This window comes from Radicibacter daui, assembly GCA_030657355.1.
GTDB classification, from domain to species: Bacteria; Pseudomonadota; Alphaproteobacteria; order Radicibacterales; family Radicibacteraceae; genus Radicibacter; species Radicibacter daui.
Genome location: CP131056.1, coordinates 365,692 through 384,285, shown reverse-complemented (window position 1 = coordinate 384,285; position 18,594 = coordinate 365,692). Strand labels below are relative to the sequence as shown.

Genomic DNA, 18,594 nt, shown 5'->3' with positions numbered 1-18,594 from the left:
TTGACGCAGAAGCCCTTCCCGACTGCCCCCGGTCATCCCTCTGCAATATGCCGCTGATAGCGCTGAAACCGATCCGGCGAAACAGCCGGACGCCCCGCCCCGGGGGCCGCTGCAGGCCAGCTTCTCCCCGTGAGCCGGGGAACAAGCAGAACATAAGCCAAACAGCGACAGACGAGGACGATGATGACCCGAAACACCCGCCGGGCGGCCCTTGCCGCCTGCAGCACGCTGGCGCTGCTGACCGCCGCTTCCTTCCCGGCCATGGCCGCGGAAACGGCTGCGCCCAACACGGCAACCCCGATCAAGCATCTGGTGGTGATCTTCCAGGAGAATGTCTCCTTCGATCACTATTTCGCCACTTACCCGAAGGCGGCCAATCCGGAGGGTGAGCCAAACTTCACCGCCGCCGCCAACACGCCGACCGACATTAACACGCTGGAAAAGGCGGGTCTCCTCAAGGACAACCCGAACCAGACCGCTGCCGGCAACGGCGCCGATGCAGCCGCCCCTTTCCGCCTTGACCGCACGCAGGCAGCAACGCAGTCGCAGGATCACGGCTACACCGCCGAGCAGGCGGCCTATGACAATTACGCCATGGACCTGTTCCCGGCCCATACCGGCCGCGGCACCAAGGGCGCTGCCGGCGAGTTCGGCACCAGGGGCCAGGTGATGGGCTATTACGACGGCAACACCGTCACCGCGATGTGGAACTACGCCCAGCACTTCGCGATGGACGATAATTCCTTCTCGACCAATTTCGGCCCCTCCACCCCCGGCGCCATCAATCTGATTTCCGGCCAGACCAACGGCATGATCCTGCCGCCGGGCTATACGCTGGAAAAGGACGGCACCTATGACAAGGGCCGCGTCGTGCCCGACGGCAATGGCGGCTGGACCATGATCAGCGACCTCGACCCCACCGGGGACGTGTGTTCGCAAGGCCTCACTGGCCTGCTCTATGGCAAGAATATCGGCGACCTGCTGAATGCGAAAAACATCAGCTGGGGTTTCTTCGAGGGCGGGTTTGACCTGACGAAGACCAACGGCAACGGCACCACCGGCTGCGCCCGCACCACCACCTCGGCCGTCACCAATGTGACGGAGGTGGACTACATCCCCCACCACCAGCCGTTCCAGTACTACGCCTCCACCGCCAACCCGCAGCACACCCGCCCGAGCTCGGTCGATGCCATCGGCACCGGCAATGACGGCGGCGCCAACCACCAGTACGACATCGACGATTTCTTCGCCGCGCTGAAGAACGGCAACATGCCGGCCGTCAGCTTCCTCAAGGCCTCGGGCTTCCAGGACGGCCATGCCGGTTATTCCGACCCGCTGGACGAACAGGAATTCGTGACCAACGCCGTCAACAGCATCGAGAAGTCGCCGGAGTGGAAGAACACCGCCATCGTCATCATGTATGACGACAGCGATGGCTGGTACGACCATGCCCATGCCGTGATCAACCCGTCCAACATCCCGGTTAAGGGCTATGACGTGCTGAACGGCGACCAGTGCCTGAGCGGCACGCCGCTGCCGGGCGTGACCGGCGCCCCGGCTGAAGGCCGCTGCGGTTACGGCACCCGCCAGCCGATGCTGGTGGTCTCGCCCTATGCCAGGAGCAACTTCGTCGATCACACCCTGACCGACCAGACCTCGCTCATCCGCTTCGTGGAAGATAACTGGCTGGCTGGCCAGCGCATCGGCGGCGGCTCCTTCGATGCCATCGCCGGTTCCATCGACGGCATGTTCGACTGGTCGAAGCCCGGCAACAGCGCGCTGATGCTGGACCCGAAGACCGGCACCCAGATGTAAGACGAAAAGAGCCAGAAAGAATGTCCGTGACAAAACTTCTGGCTCGCATCGCTCCGGCGGCGACGCTCGCAGGCCTTGTGCTTTCGGGCGTTGCCGACGCGGGGCTTTCTGCGGGCCCCGCCGGCGCAAGCACTTCCGCCGCTCCCTCTGCTGCCGCTGCTGACGACACGGCGACCTATGACGATGCTGCCGATTCAGGCCTCAGCGCGGCGGCAAAACTCGGCAAGGCGCTGTTCTTCGACAAGAGCCTGTCAGCCTCCGGCCAGATGGCCTGCAGCTCCTGCCATGCCCCGGAAAACCACTATGCCCCCGCCAACAGGCTGGTCGTGCAGCTGGGCGGGCCGAAGCTGGACCAGCCGGGCATCCGCCCCGTGCCCAGCCTGACCTATAAATATCTGTCCCATGCCTTTTCCATTGGGCCGGAAAGCCCGAACGAGGTGGAAGGCCCGGCAACGCCGGTCACGCTGGTTGGCAGTGCCGGCAACCAGCCGAAGGCGGCCAGCACCGCGCCCGACATCGTGCCCGAAGGCGGCTTCTTCTGGGACGGGCGGGCCGACACGCTGGAAGACCAGGCGAGCGGTCCGCTGTTTTCGCCTTTCGAGATGGCGAACAGCGATCGGCACGCCGTCTATCAGCGCATCAAGGACGGGTATGGCCGGCAGATTGGTCAGCTTTTCGGCGATCAGGTGCTGGATGATCCGGAAATGACGCTGACCGAAGCCAGCTTTGCGCTGGCGCGCTACCAGATGGAGGCCCCCGGCTTCCATGCCTTTACCAGCAAGTATGATTATTACCTCAAAGGAGAGGCCAAACTCAGCCCGGCCGAAGCACGCGGTCTCAAGCTGTTTGACGACCCGAAGAAGGGCAACTGCTCCTCCTGCCATCTCGACACCACCGATGCCGAGGGACGCCCGCCGGTCTTCACCGACTATGAATATGAGGCGCTGGGTGTGCCGCGGAACCCGAAGATCTCCGCCAATGCCGACCCGGCCTGGCATGATCTGGGTATCTGCGGGCCGCTGCGTGACGATGCCTATTCGCGCCAGACGCAGAATTGCGGCCTCTTCAAAACCCCGACGCTGCGTAATGCCTCCACGCGCCATGCCTTCTTCCACAATGGCCGCTTCACCACACTGGAAGAGGTGGTGAAGTTCTACGTTCGGCGCGACACCAACCCTGCTGAGTTCTACCCGAAGGGCAAGAACGGCAAGCCCGAGAAATATGACGACCTGCCGGCCGGGTACCGCACCAACATCGACGTCATCGACGCCCCGCTCGACCGCAAGCCCGGCCAGAAACCGGCGCTCGACGCGCAGGAGATCAAGGACGTCGTCGTTTTTCTCGGCACCCTGACGGACGGATGGAAACCCGCAGAAAACAAGACCCCGCAGAAGAATACCCCCTGATCCGGGGACCCCACGGCAAAAGCCGGCACCAGTTTTTTTCAGGTCGCCGGGAATAAAACCGCCTCGCCCGCTGTCTGACCTTATGAACCACCCCCGCTGCCCGGTCTGAAACCGGGTGGCGGGCGGAAGCCCGGACAGTCGAAGCGAGGATTTCGATGCGTTTTCCAGCCCGCCACAGCAGCGCCGCCTGTGTTGCCGCCCTGCTGGTCCTTGCCGCCTCTGGCGTCGCCAGCGCCAATGGCGAGCAAACCGCCGCCCCGGATAGCGCGGCAGCCGGGGCCGAAGCCCCCTTTCTTGCCGACAATGATACGGCCATGACCCGGATGATGCAGGGCATGGCGGTTACGCCCAGCGGCGATATCGACCGGGACTTTGCCCTGATGATGATCCCGCACCATCAAGGCGCCATCGACATGGCCGAGGCGGAGCTGCGCTACGGCAGCAACGAAACGCTGCGGCGCATTGCCCAGGAAATCATCGTCGACCAGTTGCAGGAAATTGCCGTCATGCGGCTGGCGATCGGCGACCCGCCGCCGCCCTCCGCGCCGGCCCCCACCGGAGCCCCTGCGCCCGCGGCGCCCTGATCCGTTTTTAACCTCCCACACCGCCCGTCATTTCCGGCTGCCCTGCACGGCAGGCGGCCAGCCCTTCCCTTGTCAATTTTCCGGAGTGTTCCCAAGATGAAATCGTCCCTGCTTGCCGTTGCCCTGCTGGCCGGCACCGCCCTTGCCGGCATCGCGCCGGCCTTTGCCGGCCAGGCACCGGAGGCGGCCTCTGCCGCCGACGTGCCGATCAGCCATCATGACCGCGTCTATGCCGCCGAGCAGTTTTCCAACACCGTTTCGGTGACCGACCCTGCCGACAACAAGCTCTTGGGCGTCATCCGCCTCGGCGATCCGCAGCCGGGGAATTTCAGCCCGCTCTATCACGGCCAGGTGCTGGTGCACGGCATGGGCTTTTCCCCCGACCACAAGACGCTGGCGGTGGTGTCCATCGGCTCCAACTCGGTGACCTTCATCGACACCGCCACCAACAGCGTCAGGCACACCACCTATGTCGGCCGCTCGCCGCACGAGGCCTTCTTTACGCCTGACGGCAAGGAAGTGTGGGTGACCGTGCGCGGTGAGGATTATGTCGAAGTGCTGGACGCCCACAGCTTTGAGGAAAAGACCCGCATCAAGACGCCCGCCGGCCCCGGCATGCAGATTTTCTCTCCCGACGGCAAATACGGTTATGTCTGCTCCTCCTTCAATCCGGAGACCGATGTCGTCTCCGTCGCCGATCACAAGATCATTGCGCGGGTAAAGCAGGAGAGCCCGTTCTGCCCCAACATCGCGGCAACGCCGGATGGCAGCCAGGTGTGGTTCACGCTGAAGGATGTGGGCAAGGTGCAGGCCTTCAATGCCCGGCCGCCCTTCAATCTCCTCAAGACCATCGATACCGGCGCCATCACCAACCACGTCAATTTCGCCACCAACGCCAAGGGCAGCTTTGCCTATGTGACCATCGGCGGTCTCAATCAGGTGAAGGTGTTCCGCACCGATGACTTCTCCGAAGTCGCGACCATTCCGGTCGGCAGCCTGCCGCACGGCCTGTGGCCGTCGGGGGATGGCAGCCGCATCTATGTCGGGCTCGAGAATGCCGACGCGCTGGCCGTCATCGACACGGTGAGCAACAAGGTGGTCGCTACTGTTCCCATCGGCCAGGCCCCGCAGGCGCTGACCTATGTGCCGAATGCCGTGCCTGAAGGCGACGGGCTGCAGAACCTCCAGCCGCTTGGCCTTGCCGGCAAGTCGGCCCAGCTGCAACTGACGGCCAAAAACAACAAGACCGCCGAGGGCAAACCCACGACCGTGAGCCTGTTCGATCAGGGGCTGGTGCAGGTGGTGCAGGCTGCCGTTACCGGGCTTGAGCCCAAGCAGCCCTATGTTCTGGCGCTGGCGGACCATGCCGATGGCAGCGGTACGCTGGAGCCGCTGGCGGCCTTCCGCACCAATCCCGTGGGCGGCGCCATCGTCAACGCGGTCGGGCCCATCCGCCAGATTGTCGAGGCCGGCAGTGCCGACCAGCGCCGCTATCTGGTGATCGCCAGCGGTACGGCGGAAGCGCCGGGCACCATTGCCCAGCTTCAGGCCGAATAAGGAAAGCGCGGGGGTAACCGGGATCAAACCGGCTGCCCCCGCAATCCACCGGCCGGCTTGTCACCCCCGGACAGGGAGGCAATAGTCGGCTGGCGGGAAGCGCGCAGGAGAAGGCCATGAAGGGCATGATGCAGCAGGTGGAGCCGCTTATTCCGGCGCTGCGCCGCTATGCCCGCGCCCTGATGCGCCAGCGCGAAGCGGCGGACGATCTGGTGCAGGACTGTCTGGAGCGCGTCATCAGCCGCTGGCATCTCAAGCGGGACGAAGGCGACACCCGGGCCTGGCTTTTTGCCATACTGCACAATCTTGCCGTCAACCGCCTGCGCCAGCAGGGTGCGCGCGGCGGGCATGTCGATGTGGAGGCGGTGGATGACGCCGCTTTCGCAACGCCGCCAAGGCAGGAAGAACGGCTTCAGGTCAAGGAACTGATGGCCGCGCTGGACGAACTGCCTGACGAGCTGCGATCCGTGCTGCTGCTGGTATCGGTGGAGGATATGTCCTACGCCGAAACGGCGCGGGTGCTTGGCATTCCCATTGGCACCGTCATGTCCCGCCTGTCACGGGCGCGGGAGAGGCTGCGCGCCGCCACCAACAGAACCACCGACCGGGATACCCTGCCGGGGCGGGCTGATTTTCTGCGGAGGGTCAAATGAACCGCCGACCGGTCACTGAAGATGATCTGCACGCCTATGTCGATGGCGCCCTGGACAGCGCGCGGCGGGACGAGATTGCCCTTTATCTTGAAGGGCACCCGGAAGTGGCGCTGCGGGTCGAGGATTATCGCCGCCAGCGCCAGGAACTGCGTGACGCCTTTGCCCCGGTTGCCGAGGAACCGCTGCCGCCGGAGCTGACGCTTGCTCACCTGATCGAACGCCAGCGCGCGCCGGCGCAGCCTGCTTACTGGCAGCGCGGGATGCAGATTGCTGCGGCCTTGCTGTTGCTGCTGGCCGGCGGAGTAGGGGGATGGTCCCTGCATGCCTTGCAACCGCAGGCGGCTTTCCCGACGGCGAGTGGCACAGCCCCGGCTGAAGGCATTGCCGCCCTGGCGCAGGAAGCCTCCTATAACTATGCCGTCTTCGCCGCCGACCGGCAGCGCCCGGTGGAATTACGGGCGGACAGCCGCAGCGAGCTGCAGAACTGGGCTTCGGCACGGCTCGGCCACCCCGTGTCCGCGCCCGACCTTGCCGCCTCCGGTTATCGCTTCATGGGCGGGCGGATGGTCGCGACACCGCATGGGGCCGCGGTGCTTTTCCTCTATGACGATGACAAGGGCAACCGCCTTGCCCTGCTGTCACGGCCGATGGCGGCAGACCAGAACGCGCCGATGACCGCGCTCGACACTGACAGCCTGCGCGGCTTCAGCTGGGCAAAGGATGGTATCGGCTTCAGTCTGGTTGGCAGCGCGGCAGCAACGGCGCTGCACCCGCTGGCGGACGAGGTACGCCGCCAGCTGAGCCCGAATATCTGAGATCTGCCGGCCGTTCACTCGCCCCGCGCGTAAACGGCCAGCTCCTCGGCCAAGTGGTCGAAGGCCGCCCGCACGCGGGCGACGCGGCGCAGATCCTCATGCATGACGATCCAGGTATCGAGGCCGAGATCAAAGCTGCCGGGCAGCACTTCCACCAGTTCCGGGCTGCGGCGGGCAAGCCCGGACTGGCAGATGCCGATGCCACCGCCGGCGCGGATGGCGGCAAGCTGAGCGAGCTGGCTGTCAGTGCGGAGGTGGAAGTCGACGGATGTCGCCGGCAGGCCGAGCGCCTGCAGGGCCACCAGCGTCTGCCGGTCCCGGTCCGGACCGATGAGGGCAAAGCGCGCGAGGTCGCCGAGCGAGGCGGGTGTGCCGTGGGCCGCCAGATAGGCAGGGGCGGCATAGAAACCCAGCCGGATGCGGCCGACGGGCCGGATCACCATCGCCGCCTGGGTGGGGCGAAACATGCGCACGGCAATATCCGCCTCCTGCCTGAGCAGGTCCTGTGCCTTGTTGCTGAGCATCAATTCGATGGCGAGGCCGGGATGGCGGGTTTGCAGGCGGGCGAGAATAGGCGGCAACACCTCCGCCCCCACCACATCGCTGGCACTGATCCGCACCGAGCCGGTAACACCCTCGACACCGCCGGAAGCCGCGCGGTTAAAGGCTTCGGCGGCATGGGCCATCGCCTCGGCATGATGGCCAAGCTCATGAGCGGCGGCGGTCGGGGTCAGCCCGCTGGGGGAGCGGGTGAAAAGCGTAACGCCCAGCGCCGCTTCCAGCGCCTCCAGACGGCGACGTACGGTCGGCTGGGCAACGCCGAGCTGGCGCGCGGCGGCGGAGAGGCTGCCTTCCTGCCAGACGGCGAGGAAAGCCCGCTGATTTTCCCAATCGGTGAAAGGCTGGTTCATATATTTTATACTAGCCGATCAACAGATATAGCCAATTCCGTTTATCCGCCCATCGCCGCACCTTTGGCCACAGACACGACTTTCTGATTCTGGAGATGGGGTCATGACGGGTACGGGCGAAACAAAGCGGGCGCTGGTGCTGGGTGTAACCGGAGGCATCGGCGGCGCGGTGGCGGCAAAGCTGCTGGAGCGTGGCTGGCAGGTAACAGCCCTTGTGCGGGATATCAAAAGCGCCGGCGCGCGCTGGCAGGCATCGCCCCGCCGCAGTGCCGCCGGAACTCCGTTGTGGCTGGCGGGCGATGCCATGGTGGCCGGGGACGTCGAGCGTGCGGCGGCAGGGGCCCGGCTCGTCGTCCATGCCGTCAACCCGCCCGGTTACCGCGACTGGGACAAGCTGGTGATGCCGATGCTGGAAAACAGCATTGCCGCGGCGGCACGGGAAGGCGCACGCCTTCTGCTGCCCGGCACGGTCTATAATTACGGGCCGGATGCCTTTCCGCTGATCGAGGAAGCAGCGCCGCAGCGCCCGCTCACCCGCAAGGGCGCCATCCGGGTACGCATGGAAGCACGGCTGCTGGAAGCGGCCCGGCAGGGCGGCAAAAGCCTGATCGTGCGGGCCGGAGACTTCTTTGGCCCCGACGCCGGCAACAGTTGGTTTTCACAAGGGCTGATCAAGGCCGGCAAACCGCTCAGCGCCATCACCTATCCCGGCAGGCCCGGTATGGGGCATCAATGGGCCTACCTGCCCGATGTTGCCGAAACCATGGTGCAACTGGTTGAACGCGAAGAAAGGCTGGAGCCGTTCGAGCTCTTCCACATGGGAGAGAACTGGGATGACGATGGCACGCGGATGATCGCCGCCATCCGCGCGGCCAGCGGGCAGCCGAAGCTCAAGGTCCGTGGCCTGCCCTGGCCGCTGCTGACGCTGGCCGCGCCCTTCATGACCTTCCTCAATGAAATGCAGGAGATGCGTTACCTCTGGCAGCAGCCGGTGCAGCTTGATAACCGCCGCCTCGTTGCCCTGCTGGGGGCAGAGCCGCACACACCGCTGGTGGAGGCCGTACGCCAGACGCTGATCGCCTTTGGCTGCCTTGAGGCAGAAAAGAACAAGGCCGCCTGAGACAGGCGGCCTTGCTTCACGTGGAACGTTCGCCGGTCAGGCAACGGTCAGCGAGAGGCGGTTACCCCAAGGATCAGCCACCACCGGCCGCTCGGCGCTGCCGGCAAGCGGCGCGCCCCTGGCATCGAGCGCGGCAAGCCGGGCGGCAAACACATCCGGGCTTTTCGCCACCATCTCGAAGCCGGCAAGGCCGGTAATGCCCTCCGGCCGGCGGCCGGCACCGCGGCTGTTCCAGACATTGGCGCCGACATGGTGATGGTAACCGCCGGAGCTGTAGAAATTGGCGTCGGGGTAGTGGCAGGTGACATCGAGGCCGAAAATCTCGCGATAGAACGCTTCGGACTGCGGGACATCACCCACCTGCAGGTGGATATGGCCAACCGCAGCGCCGGCAGGCACGCCTTGCCAGCGCGAGGCGCCGGCCGTGTCCGCAATGGCGCGCAGATCCAGCCGTTCGGTTGCCATCTTGATCCTGTCGCCCTGCCACTCCCACGCCGGCTGGGGGCGGTCGCAATAGATCTCGACGCCGTTGCCTTCGGGATCGCCGAGATAGATTGCCTCGCTCACCAGATGGTCGCTGGCACCCTGTATCTGGAACTGCTGCTCGGAAGCATGGAGAATCCAGCGGCCGAGGTCAGCGCGGGTCGGCAGCAGGAAAGCGGTGTGGAAAAGCCCGGCCTCACGGTGGGTCGCCGGCTTGGCGGCGGCATCGCGCTGCAGCACCAGCAGGGCCTTGCCGCCGGCACCAAGCACCACTTCGCCATTATCGCTACGAAGCGTTTCGAAACCCAGTACGTGGCGATACCAGTCCGCGACGGTTTGCAGGTCGCGCACGGTGAGCGTGACCGCCCCGACATGCCAGGGCGTTGTCAGCGCATAGAGATTGACCCGGTCGGGAGAGGAAAGATCATCCTCGAGTGCCCGTGCAGCCTGATTGACCATGATCCGGTTTCCTTGAGTGACGGGACCCTGCCGCCTCTTTGCGCCAGATGACGCCGGGTGCGGCAGGGTTTGATTTGGGGCGGCCTCAGGCCCGGCGCAACGCCGGGGTCGGCTTCAGCGCAAGGGCGCCATCCCCCAGCAGTGCCTGGACGATCAGGGCGACGGCCCAGAATGCCGGATATTCCCACCCGCCATTCGGGTTGTTGAAGAAGAATCCGGCAGCGCCATGAACCATGACGATGGCACCGAGCAGGATCGGCACGCCGATCAGGGCGCCGATACGGGTCCAGATGCCCAGCAGCAGCGAGACGGCGGCCACCGCTTCACCCAGCATGGTGAGATAGGCCAGCGCCGGCGGCAGGCCGAGGCTGGCGAAGAAGCCGGCGGTGCCGGCGGGCGTGAAGACAAACAGCTTCAGCGCCAGATGGGCAACGAAAGCCACCCCGAGCACGAGACGCAGCACGAGAGCGGCGTAGGGGGCGGTACGGTTGTCGATCATCAAAACTCTCCTGAGGGAGGAAAACATTTGAGACCCTCATCATGACTTCAAACTCAAATCATGATAATCCGCTTTGTTGGAACGACAGTTCACACCATCAGAGTGAAATGACGGAGGGCGGCGCACATGCTTGACCGGTTTCTCGGCATGGAGGTTTTTGCCCGTGTCGCCGCGCTCGGCGGCATTTCAGCCGCCGCCCGCTCGCTGCGCATGTCGCCCACCATGGCGACCAAATATCTGGCGGCACTGGAAGAACGGCTGGGCGTCAAGCTGCTGCACCGCACGACAAGGCGCCTGACCCTGACCGAGGCCGGGCGACGTTTCCTCGATGGTGCCGAACGCATTCTGGCCGAGGTAGAGGAGGTGGAGGCGGCGGCAAGCGCCGAACGGGTGGAGCTGCGCGGCAATTTGCGGGTCAATGCCCCGGTCAGTTTCGGCACCCGCCAGATCGCCCCGCTGATGGCGGGTTTTGCCGAACAATATCCGCATCTGCGCGTCGAGCTGGGCCTCAATGACCGGGTGATCGACCTGACGGAGGAGGGCTGGGATCTCGCCATCCGCGTCAGCCAGCGGGACAATCGCGGCCTTTCCGCCCGGCTGCTGGCGCCGTGCAATCTCGCCCTGTGCGCCGCGCCCGCCTATCTGGCGCGCCGGGGAGCGCCGCGGACCGTGGCGGACCTCGCCGATCATGAGTGCCTTGGTTACACCCTCTCCCCCACGCTGGGCGCGCGGGAATGGTGGTTTGGCACCAAGGGCGACATCCGCACCGCCATTTCAGGATCGCTGATTGCCAGCAACGGCGATGCGCTGATGGAAGGGGCGGTTGCCGGGCTGGGCATCATCTACCAGCCGACCTTTATCGTCGGCGATGCGCTGCGCGACGGGCGGCTGGTGGCACTGACCCTCGATCATCCGGTCCGGGTGATCAGCGGGGTGATGGCGCTGTATCCGGAGCGGCGACAGACCGCCAAGGTCGCCGCCTTCGTAAATTTCCTGATGGCGGCCTATGGCACCGCCAGCGGCGCCCTGCCGCCCTGGGACCGCGAACTACCAGTGGCCGACTAAAGCACCATGCGGGTGCGGCGCATGGCGATCAGCACGATCAGCGGCAGCGCGGTGGTGATGAGAATGGCGGTAAAGGCCATCGCCATGCCGAGCCCGACCGAACCCTGCTCGAACTGACGCCAGATGAAGGTGGCAACCGTGGTCATGCCGACCGGCGCCACGAGGATGGAGGCCACCAGTTCCCGCGAGGCGACGGCAAAGACCAGCAGCATGGCCGAGACCATGCTCGGCGCCACCAGCGGGCCGAGGATGCGCCGCAGGGTCACGACGGGACCGGCGCCCGCCACCCGGGCCGCGGACTCGAGGCTGGTGCCGATCTGGCGGAAGGCTGCATTGGCATAACGCACCGGGAACGGCAGCAGGATGCAGCAGTAGGCAATCAGCAGGATAAAGGGCGTGTTGTAGGGTGAGACCGGCAGCCATGGCTGGTTCCACGCCAGAATGAGGCCGACGGCCACCACAACGCCAGGCAGCGCATTGGGCAGAACGCTGAGCGCATCCAGCAGCACCCGGCCGCGTCCGGTACCCCGCACGACAAAATAGGACGCAAGCGCCCCGAGAAGGCCGGTGATAAGCGCGGTCGAGACGCCTAGCGACAGGCTGCTCATCAGCGCCGTCAGGCCGTCCGAGCCCTGCGACCAGATCTCGGTAAAATTCTGCAGGCCGAAATTACCGAAGGCGAGGCCGCCGGACAGCGTGCGCTGAAGCGCGGTTGCCAGAATGGCCAGCAGCGGCACGGCGCAGGCGATGAAGGCTGCGAAAGCGAAGAAGAGCAGGACAGGAACCGTCCAGAGGCCGAGTGGCCGGCGCTCGATGGCCTGCGGCTTGCCGCCCGTCGTCTCATAATTACGGCGGGAGAGGATGCGCAGCTGGGTAAAGAAGGCGATGAGCGAAAGCCCGACCAGCAGCAGCGACAGGACGGCAGCGCCGGAAAGATCGATCGGCCAGTCGGAGATGCGATTATCGACGCCGGTTACCAGCACGTCAAAGCCGGCGCGGCGGCCAAGCGCAGCAGGGGTGCCATATTCCTCGATCGCCATGGCGAAGACGAGCAGCAGGCTGGCGGCAAGGCCGGGGGTGGCAAGCGGCAGGGTGATGCGCCAGAAGGCCCGCAGCGGCGAGGCACCGAACACGCGCGCCACATCGCCGTAACGCTGGCCGACGGCTTCCAGCGTGCGCGAGACGGCAAAATAGACGACCGGGAAGGTGCTGAGCACCATCACGAAGGCAACGCCGGGAATGGAGAACAGAAACCCGGCGCCATTGATGCCGGTGAGCTGCTGCAGATACCCGCGTGGCTGCAGCGTCATGATCCAGCCGAGCGTGGCGATATAGGGCGGGATCATGAAGGGGACGAGGAAACACAGGTCCCAGAAGCGCCCGAGCGGCAGGCGGAAGAGGACGCGGAACACACCGAGCGGAATGGCCAGCAGCGCGGCCCCCGCCATAACCATGATGCCGAGCGCGACGGTATTGCGCGCCATGCCCAGCAGCTTCCAGTCGCCGAGCGCGGCCACCATGCCGGAAAAAGGCCGTGCCAGGCTGGCATGGCCGATTTCCGGAAAGATGGCCTGAAGGATGATGAAGGCGAGCGGAAAGGCAACGAGCAGAAGCAGGAGCCCCGTTACCGCCCAGAAGAGCGGGCCGGTACCCGATATCCGCCCTGTTGCCGCGCCCGCCTTCATCATGAACCTCCGTGCCGGTGTTGCTTACTTGCCGAAGGTCTTGGCGAAGGTCGCCAGCGTTTCGTCACGCTTCGGGTAGATCGAACCGGCGTCGACCGGCAGGATCTTGAGATCGCTGATCAGCGGACGGTCCGCCGGGATATCGGTGCGGGCCGGCATCAGATAGGTGGCGGCCACTTCCTTCTGGCCCTTTTCCGACAGCACGTAGTCGATGAACTTCCTGGCTTCGTCCTGATGCTGGGAGGACTTGAAGATCATCATCGGGCGCGGCGCGATGACGGTGCCGGAAGCCGGGAAGATCACCTCGATCGACTCGCCCTTGGCCTGGCTGCCCATGGCGATGTAGTCCACGGCGCCGAACACGGCGGCCTTGGCGCCCTGCAGCACCGGGTTCAGCGCATCGGCATTGGCACCGGCGATGATGGCACCATTGTCATTGAGCTTCTTGAACAGGTCCCAGCCATCCTTGGCCACCAGCGAGGCGGTGAGCTCGAAGGAGGAGCCGGACTGGGCCGGATCGGGAATGTTCACCAGATCCTTGTATTCCGGCCTGGTGAGGTCGGCCCAGTCGGCCGGCTTCGGCGTGCCGCTCTTGGTGTTCCAGACGATGCCGAGGGCGGAGATGCCCTGCGCCACGGCGGTTTCGCTCTTCAGGAAGTCCGGCACCTTGGCGGCGTTGGGGCTGGTGTAGGGCAGCAGCAGGCCGCGCTGGGTAAAGTCGTTGGCGGTATCCCAGGAGGCGGAGATCAGCACATCGACCACCGGATTGGCGGCTTCGGCCTCGATACGGGCCATGACCTTGCCGGTGGTGCTCTGGAACACATCGGTCTTGATGCCGGTATCGGCGGTGAAGCCGTCGGTCAGCTTCTTGATCAGGCCAGCCGGGCCGGCGGTGTAGATGGTGATGTCCGCATGGGCGGCAACGCTCACCAGCGAGCCGGCGATAACGAGCGTGGAAAGCAGCGATTTCTTGAGCATGGCGATAGCTTGTCCTTCTTCGGGGGCCTGGCCTCTGGCCAAAAAGTTGCGATATCGAAATGGCCGGATCTTCCCGCCTCCCCCTCCCGGCGGGAAATCCGGCTGAAAAAGGGTCGCGGCTGCTAGAGCGCCGGCTCGGACAGGCGCACCGGCACCGGCCGTGAGCGGGCAAACCACCGCAGCGCTTCCGGCACCAGGGCGAGGCCCAACCGCTCACCCGGCTGGGCCCGGCGATCACTGGTCAAGGAAAGTTCGATCTCGCCGGCACGCGGCAGGACGAGGGTGAGGAGATGATGGTCACCGCGGAACTGCGAGCGGCGGACAACGGCCTGAAGCTGGCCTTCCCCGCTGGCAACCGGGCGCAGGGCCGACCGGGTGAGCAGCAGCACGGCATCGTCCGTACCCGCGGGCCCCAGAGAACGAGGCAGCAGCGCCTCGACGGCACCGGGCAACCACCAGCCATCGCCGTGCGCCTCGACCTCCACCACCGTGCCGAGCTTCAGAAACTCCGCGACGTCGGGCGTGGCGGGCTGCGCCACCAGCTGTTCGGGACTATCGGCCTGCACGATGTGGCCGCCGCGCATGACGGCGACACTATCGGCGAGCGAAAAGGCCTCTGCCTGATCATGCGTTACATAGAGGGCGGTAAGGCCAAGGGTCGCCACCAGTTCGCCAATCTCGCCCACCAGCTGCTCGCGCAGTTCGCGGTCAAGGTTGGATAGCGGCTCGTCGAACAGCACGAGGCCCGGCTCGGCAACGATGGCGCGGGCAATGGCCACACGCTGCTGCTGGCCACCGGAAAGATCGGAAGGACGGCGCGCCCCGAAACCGCCTAGGCCGACCCGCTGAAGCGCAGCCTCCACGCGGGTTTCACGCTCACTGCGGCCGATGCCGCGCATCTCGAGCGGAAAGGCGACATTTTCACCGATGGTCATGTGCGGCCAGAGGGCATAGTCCTGAAACACCATACCGAGACCGCGTTTTTCCGGCGGCAGGAAAAAGCCGGTGGAAGCGTCCGCCACCAGATTGCCGGCAATGCCCACGGACCCGATTGACGGGGCAAGCAGACCGGCAACGAGGCGAAGCAGGGTGGTCTTGCCGCAGCCGGATGGCCCGAGCAGGGCCATGACCTGGCCGGTCGGCAGCGCAAAATCGACGCCGTTCAGGACCCGGCTGGTGCCGTAATCCTGGCTGACATTGCGGACGGTAACGGCCTCGGCCGCTTCGGCCCGCCGGGAGATACCGCTCATCGCCTGCCCCGCGCGCTTAATAGCTGGCGCCGGGCAGTTCGAGCCACCCGGCCAAGGGCGGACCTTAGTCAGCGACGATTACAGTTACGCGACAGGCGCGCAGTTTCCTTGTTCAAAAGTCACAAAACCGGCAATTACCGGCACGCCTACCCGGTTGTGGCGAAGGATTGCGGCAGGGTCAGCGCCAGAAAATCGACAAAGGCGCGAACACGCGCCGCCAGCTGGGCATGGCCGACAAAGACGGCATGCACCGGCTCGATATCCCCGGGGTTGAAGGCTGCAAGCAGCCGGACGAGCCGCCCGGCAGCGATATCCTCAAACACGTGGAAGCTGGCAAGACGGGCAATGCCGAGGCCAGCCAGCGCCATCTGCCGGACCGTCTCGCCATTGTTGGCCTGAAAGTTTCCGGCAATGGCGCGCCGCTCGATCCGCTCCCCCGGCAAACCCTTTTCGTTAACCACCCGGAACGGCCAGTCGCTGAAGGTTCGCCGGAAGGTAAAGCCAAGGCAGTTATGGCCGGCGAGATCAGCGGGCAACCGCGGGGTGCCGAGGCGAGCGAGATAATCCGGTGAGGCCACGACATCATAGGGGCTTTCGGCCAGCCGGCGGGCCATAAGGGCGGAATCGCGCAAGGGGCCAACACGGATCGCCACATCCGCCCGTTCGCCGATCAGGTCGATCGTCTCGTCCGACAGTGAAAGGTCGACCTCAACCTCGGGATAACGCTGCAGGAAGGCGGGCATCAGCGGCGCAATGCAGCGCATGCCGACGGGAACCGAGGTGTTTACCCGGAGGCACCCGCGCGGCGCGGCAAGGGCTCCATGCGCCACCTCGCGCTCGGTCTCGTCAATCTCGGCAAGGATAGCGCGCGCCCGGGCAAGGTAACTCTCCCCTTCCGGCGTCAGCGACAGGCGGCGGGTGGAGCGCACCAGGAGGCGCGTGCCCAGCCTTTCTTCCATGCGGGAAATCAGTTTGCTGACTGCAGAGGGCGAAAGGCCAAGCCGCCGGCCGGCGGCACTGAAGCCGCCGAAATCAGCCACCTGGACAAAAGCCTCCATCTCTCCCGCCCGGTTATTCATGACCGCTCCACCTGATACTCTCGTTCATATTTTGAATTTACTTCACAAGTGAATGTCCATTCCACCCGCTACACGCGGCAATGATGCCGGGCCTATATGCCGGTTATCCCGCGGGCCTGCTGCCCGCCCTGTTATGACCGTCAAGGAGACCGCCATGGCCGCGAAATCCCGCCTGCCGCTGGCGCTGTTTGCCCTCACCATCGCGGCTTACGCGATCGGCACCACCGAATTCGTCAGCGTGGGCCTGCTGCCCACGGTGGCAAATGACCTCGGCATCACCCTGCCGCTCGCCGGCATGATCGTCAGCGTCTACGCCCTCGGCGTCACCATCGGCGCCCCGGTGCTGACGGCACTCACCGGCCGGCTCGACCGCAAGCTCCTGCTCATCGGGCTGATGGGGCTCTTCATCCTCGGCAATGCCGTTGCCGCCTTGAGCCCGAGCTTTGCCCCTCTGCTGGTGGCCCGGGTGCTGACGGCCTTTGCCCATGGCGTTTTCTTTTCTGTCGGCGCCACCATCGCCGCCGGGCTGGTGCCGGAGGATAAACGTGCCTCGGCCATTGCCTTCATGTTCGCCGGCCTCACCGTCGCCATCGTGACCGGCGTGCCGCTCGGCACCTTCATCGGCCAGGCCTTCGGCTGGCGTGCCACCTTCTGGGCCGTGAGCCTGCTGGGCGTCGTCGCTGTTGCCGGTATTGCCCTGCTGCTGCCGGCCGGGCTGGCACGCTCCGCCCCGGCCAGCCTTGGCGAGCAGCTGCGTGTGCTCTCCAGCGGGCGCCTGCTGCTGGCCTTCGCCATGACCGCGCTCGGTTATGGCGGCACCTTTGTCACCTTCACCTTCCTGTCGCCGCTCCTGCAGCAGATCACCGGCTTTCCGGCAGGGGCCGTCAGCCTCATCCTGATGCTCTATGGCGGTGCCATTGCCATCGGCAACATTGCCGGCGGGCGCATCGCCGACCGTAACCCGGTCAGGGCACTCATCGGTCTCTTTGCCGTGCAGGCCGCCGTGCTGCTGGTCCTCACCTTCACTGCGCCGTCCAAGCCGCTGGTGCTGGTGACGCTGGCGGCACTGGGCTTCCTCTCCTTCGCCAATGTGCCGGGGCTGCAGCTCTATGTGGTGCAGCTGGCCAAACGCCATCGGCCGCAGGCGGTGGATGTTGCCTCCGCCCTCAACATTGCCGCCTTCAATCTCGGCATCGCCGCCGGCTCCGCTCTTGGCGGGCAGGTGGTGGAGGCGCCCGGCCTTGGCCTTTCCGCCACGCCCTGGATCGGCGCGCTGCTGGTGGCAGGCGCTCTTGGCCTCACGCTTCTGAGCGGCCAGCTCGACCGCCGCCAGCCCCGGCCGGTAGCCGTCCCCGCCGAATAACCCTGCCAGACCTCACCAAGGGAGTTTTCCGATCATGGACAATTTCGTCACGGCCCGCGGGGCCCGCATCCCGGCCCTCGGCTTCGGCACCTTCCGTATTGACGAGGCGAATACCGCCCGCATGGTCAAGGACGTGCTGGGGCTCGGCTACCGGCACATCGACACGGCCCAGATCTATGGCAACGAAGCCGCCGTGGGCGCCGGCCTCGCTGCCGCGGGCGTGCCGCGGCAGGATGTGTTCCTGACCACCAAGGTATGGGTCGAGACCTATCGCACCGGGCGTTTCCGCCCCTCCGTCGAGGAGAGTCTGAAGCGGCTGGGCAGCGATCATGTCGATCTGCTGTTGCTGCACTGGCCCAACCAGGCGGTGCCGCTGGAAGAGCAGATCGAGAATCTCAATGCCGTGCACAAGGCAGGCCTTGCCCGCCATATCGGCATCAGCAATTTCAACACGGCGATGATGGAAGAGGCCGCGCGCCTGAGCCCGGCGCCGCTGGTAACCAACCAGGTGGAATATCACCCTTATCTGAGCCAGCAGCCGGTGCTGGCGGCTGCCCGCGAGCTGGGCATGAGCGTGACCGCTTATTACGGCATGGCTGATGGCAAGGTGCCAGCAGACGGGTTGCTAGCCGATATCGGCGCCCGCCATGGCAAAAGTGCCGCGCAAATTGCCCTGCGCTGGCTGGTGCAGCAGCCGGGTGTCATTGCGCTTTCAAAGACGGTGAGCGTTGCCCGGGCGGCAGAAAATGCAGCGATCTTCGACTTCAGCCTGACGGAAGCCGAGATGACCGCAATTCACGCCCTGGCCCGGCAGGATGGCCGGCTGGTGAGCCCGGACGGGCTGGCACCGGAATGGGACGCTGCCGCATAGG

General features: G+C 65.5%; 17 protein-coding genes. 10 read left to right on the top strand and 7 right to left on the bottom strand.

Annotation, left to right across the window (positions count from 1 at the left end):
• The first annotated feature begins 183 nt into the window (after positions 1-183).
• The 6 genes from QTL98_RS01780 to QTL98_RS01755 all read left to right on the top strand — a co-directional run bounded on the left by QTL98_RS01780 (position 184) and on the right by QTL98_RS01755 (position 6,830).
• Positions 184-1,815 carry a phospholipase C gene (locus QTL98_RS01780; RefSeq protein WP_445682216.1) on the top strand — a complete coding sequence of 544 codons (1,632 nt, stop codon included), beginning with the start codon at positions 184-186 and terminating at the stop codon, positions 1,813-1,815.
• 20 nt (positions 1,816-1,835) lie between these two features.
• Positions 1,836-3,221, top strand: coding sequence for a cytochrome-c peroxidase (locus QTL98_RS01775; RefSeq protein ID WP_445680520.1), 1,386 nt, complete (start codon positions 1,836-1,838; stop codon positions 3,219-3,221).
• Positions 3,222-3,376: 155 nt separating this feature from the next.
• Entirely contained in the window at positions 3,377-3,805 is a 429-nt protein-coding gene (locus QTL98_RS01770; RefSeq protein ID WP_445680519.1) for a DUF305 domain-containing protein, read from the top strand.
• 96 nt (positions 3,806-3,901) lie between these two features.
• Entirely contained in the window at positions 3,902-5,362 is a 1,461-nt protein-coding gene (locus tag QTL98_RS01765) for a YncE family protein (RefSeq protein WP_445680518.1), read from the top strand.
• Between the two features lie 116 nt (positions 5,363-5,478).
• Positions 5,479-6,015 carry an RNA polymerase sigma factor gene (locus QTL98_RS01760; RefSeq protein WP_445680517.1) on the top strand — a complete coding sequence of 179 codons (537 nt, stop codon included), beginning with the start codon at positions 5,479-5,481 and terminating at the stop codon, positions 6,013-6,015.
• Positions 6,012-6,830, top strand: a complete 819-nt coding sequence (locus tag QTL98_RS01755; protein WP_445680516.1) for an anti-sigma factor family protein — start codon at positions 6,012-6,014, stop codon at positions 6,828-6,830. Before QTL98_RS01760 ends, QTL98_RS01755 begins: the two co-directional genes overlap by 4 nt.
• Positions 6,831-6,844: 14 nt before the next feature.
• Here QTL98_RS01755 and QTL98_RS01750 read toward each other — a convergent pair whose 3' ends face one another.
• Positions 6,845-7,741, bottom strand: a complete 897-nt coding sequence (locus QTL98_RS01750) for a LysR family transcriptional regulator (RefSeq protein ID WP_445680515.1) — start codon at positions 7,739-7,741, stop codon at positions 6,845-6,847.
• Positions 7,742-7,844: 103 nt separating this feature from the next.
• On the opposite strand from QTL98_RS01750, the gene QTL98_RS01745 reads away from it, so the two are divergent.
• Positions 7,845-8,861, top strand: a complete 1,017-nt coding sequence (locus QTL98_RS01745; RefSeq protein WP_445680514.1) for an NAD-dependent epimerase/dehydratase family protein — start codon at positions 7,845-7,847, stop codon at positions 8,859-8,861.
• Positions 8,862-8,897: 36 nt separating this feature from the next.
• On the opposite strand, the gene QTL98_RS01740 is transcribed toward QTL98_RS01745, so the two are convergent.
• Together QTL98_RS01740 and QTL98_RS01735 are read right to left on the bottom strand one after the other, a co-directional pair.
• Positions 8,898-9,803: a VOC family protein gene (locus QTL98_RS01740; RefSeq protein ID WP_445680513.1), complete on the bottom strand. Its 906-nt coding sequence runs from the start codon at positions 9,801-9,803 to the stop codon at positions 8,898-8,900.
• 85 nt (positions 9,804-9,888) lie between these two features.
• Entirely contained in the window at positions 9,889-10,302 is a 414-nt protein-coding gene (locus QTL98_RS01735; protein WP_445680512.1) for a DoxX family protein, read from the bottom strand.
• A 126-nt stretch (positions 10,303-10,428) separates the two neighbouring features.
• Here QTL98_RS01735 and QTL98_RS01730 point away from each other — a divergent pair, with 126 nt between their 5' ends.
• Positions 10,429-11,367, top strand: a complete 939-nt coding sequence (locus QTL98_RS01730) for a LysR family transcriptional regulator (protein ID WP_445680511.1) — start codon at positions 10,429-10,431, stop codon at positions 11,365-11,367.
• Here QTL98_RS01730 and QTL98_RS01725 read toward each other — a convergent pair.
• The 4 genes from QTL98_RS01725 to QTL98_RS01710 all read right to left on the bottom strand — a co-directional run bounded on the left by QTL98_RS01725 (position 11,364) and on the right by QTL98_RS01710 (position 16,359).
• Positions 11,364-13,052 carry an ABC transporter permease gene (locus QTL98_RS01725; protein ID WP_445682215.1) on the bottom strand — a complete coding sequence of 563 codons (1,689 nt, stop codon included), beginning with the start codon at positions 13,050-13,052 and terminating at the stop codon, positions 11,364-11,366. The genes QTL98_RS01730 and QTL98_RS01725 overlap by 4 nt on opposite strands.
• A 24-nt stretch (positions 13,053-13,076) precedes the next feature.
• Entirely contained in the window at positions 13,077-14,030 is a 954-nt protein-coding gene (locus QTL98_RS01720; RefSeq protein ID WP_445680510.1) for an ABC transporter substrate-binding protein, read from the bottom strand.
• Between the two features lie 122 nt (positions 14,031-14,152).
• Positions 14,153-15,280: an ABC transporter ATP-binding protein gene (locus QTL98_RS01715; protein ID WP_445680509.1), complete on the bottom strand. Its 1,128-nt coding sequence runs from the start codon at positions 15,278-15,280 to the stop codon at positions 14,153-14,155.
• 146 nt (positions 15,281-15,426) lie between these two features.
• The gene (locus QTL98_RS01710; protein WP_445680508.1) at positions 15,427-16,359 is read right to left on the bottom strand and encodes a LysR family transcriptional regulator; all 933 of its coding nucleotides are present in this window, start codon (positions 16,357-16,359) and stop codon (positions 15,427-15,429) included.
• A gap of 172 nt (positions 16,360-16,531) precedes the next feature.
• Between QTL98_RS01710 and QTL98_RS01705 the strand changes: the two genes are divergently transcribed.
• Positions 16,532-17,722 (top strand): MFS transporter, encoded by a 1,191-nt coding sequence (locus QTL98_RS01705; RefSeq protein WP_445682214.1) that lies wholly within the window; start codon positions 16,532-16,534, stop codon positions 17,720-17,722.
• Between the two features lie 34 nt (positions 17,723-17,756).
• The gene (locus QTL98_RS01700) at positions 17,757-18,593 is read left to right on the top strand and encodes an aldo/keto reductase (protein ID WP_445680507.1); all 837 of its coding nucleotides are present in this window, start codon (positions 17,757-17,759) and stop codon (positions 18,591-18,593) included.
• The last annotated feature ends 1 nt before the right edge of the window (position 18,594 follow it).

Coding starts and splice junctions, on each gene's coding strand:
- QTL98_RS01780 (WP_445682216.1), top strand. CDS start 184: ATGACCCGAAACACCCGCCGGGCGGCCCTTGCCGCCTGCAGCACGCTG.
- QTL98_RS01775 (WP_445680520.1), top strand. CDS start 1,836: ATGTCCGTGACAAAACTTCTGGCTCGCATCGCTCCGGCGGCGACGCTC.
- QTL98_RS01770 (WP_445680519.1), top strand. CDS start 3,377: ATGCGTTTTCCAGCCCGCCACAGCAGCGCCGCCTGTGTTGCCGCCCTG.
- QTL98_RS01765 (WP_445680518.1), top strand. CDS start 3,902: ATGAAATCGTCCCTGCTTGCCGTTGCCCTGCTGGCCGGCACCGCCCTT.
- QTL98_RS01760 (WP_445680517.1), top strand. CDS start 5,479: ATGAAGGGCATGATGCAGCAGGTGGAGCCGCTTATTCCGGCGCTGCGC.
- QTL98_RS01755 (WP_445680516.1), top strand. CDS start 6,012: ATGAACCGCCGACCGGTCACTGAAGATGATCTGCACGCCTATGTCGAT.
- QTL98_RS01750 (WP_445680515.1), bottom strand. CDS start 7,741: ATGAACCAGCCTTTCACCGATTGGGAAAATCAGCGGGCTTTCCTCGCC.
- QTL98_RS01745 (WP_445680514.1), top strand. CDS start 7,845: ATGACGGGTACGGGCGAAACAAAGCGGGCGCTGGTGCTGGGTGTAACC.
- QTL98_RS01740 (WP_445680513.1), bottom strand. CDS start 9,803: ATGGTCAATCAGGCTGCACGGGCACTCGAGGATGATCTTTCCTCTCCC.
- QTL98_RS01735 (WP_445680512.1), bottom strand. CDS start 10,302: ATGATCGACAACCGTACCGCCCCCTACGCCGCTCTCGTGCTGCGTCTC.
- QTL98_RS01730 (WP_445680511.1), top strand. CDS start 10,429: ATGCTTGACCGGTTTCTCGGCATGGAGGTTTTTGCCCGTGTCGCCGCG.
- QTL98_RS01725 (WP_445682215.1), bottom strand. CDS start 13,052: ATGAAGGCGGGCGCGGCAACAGGGCGGATATCGGGTACCGGCCCGCTC.
- QTL98_RS01720 (WP_445680510.1), bottom strand. CDS start 14,030: ATGCTCAAGAAATCGCTGCTTTCCACGCTCGTTATCGCCGGCTCGCTG.
- QTL98_RS01715 (WP_445680509.1), bottom strand. CDS start 15,280: ATGAGCGGTATCTCCCGGCGGGCCGAAGCGGCCGAGGCCGTTACCGTC.
- QTL98_RS01710 (WP_445680508.1), bottom strand. CDS start 16,359: ATGAATAACCGGGCGGGAGAGATGGAGGCTTTTGTCCAGGTGGCTGAT.
- QTL98_RS01700 (WP_445680507.1), top strand. CDS start 17,757: ATGGACAATTTCGTCACGGCCCGCGGGGCCCGCATCCCGGCCCTCGGC.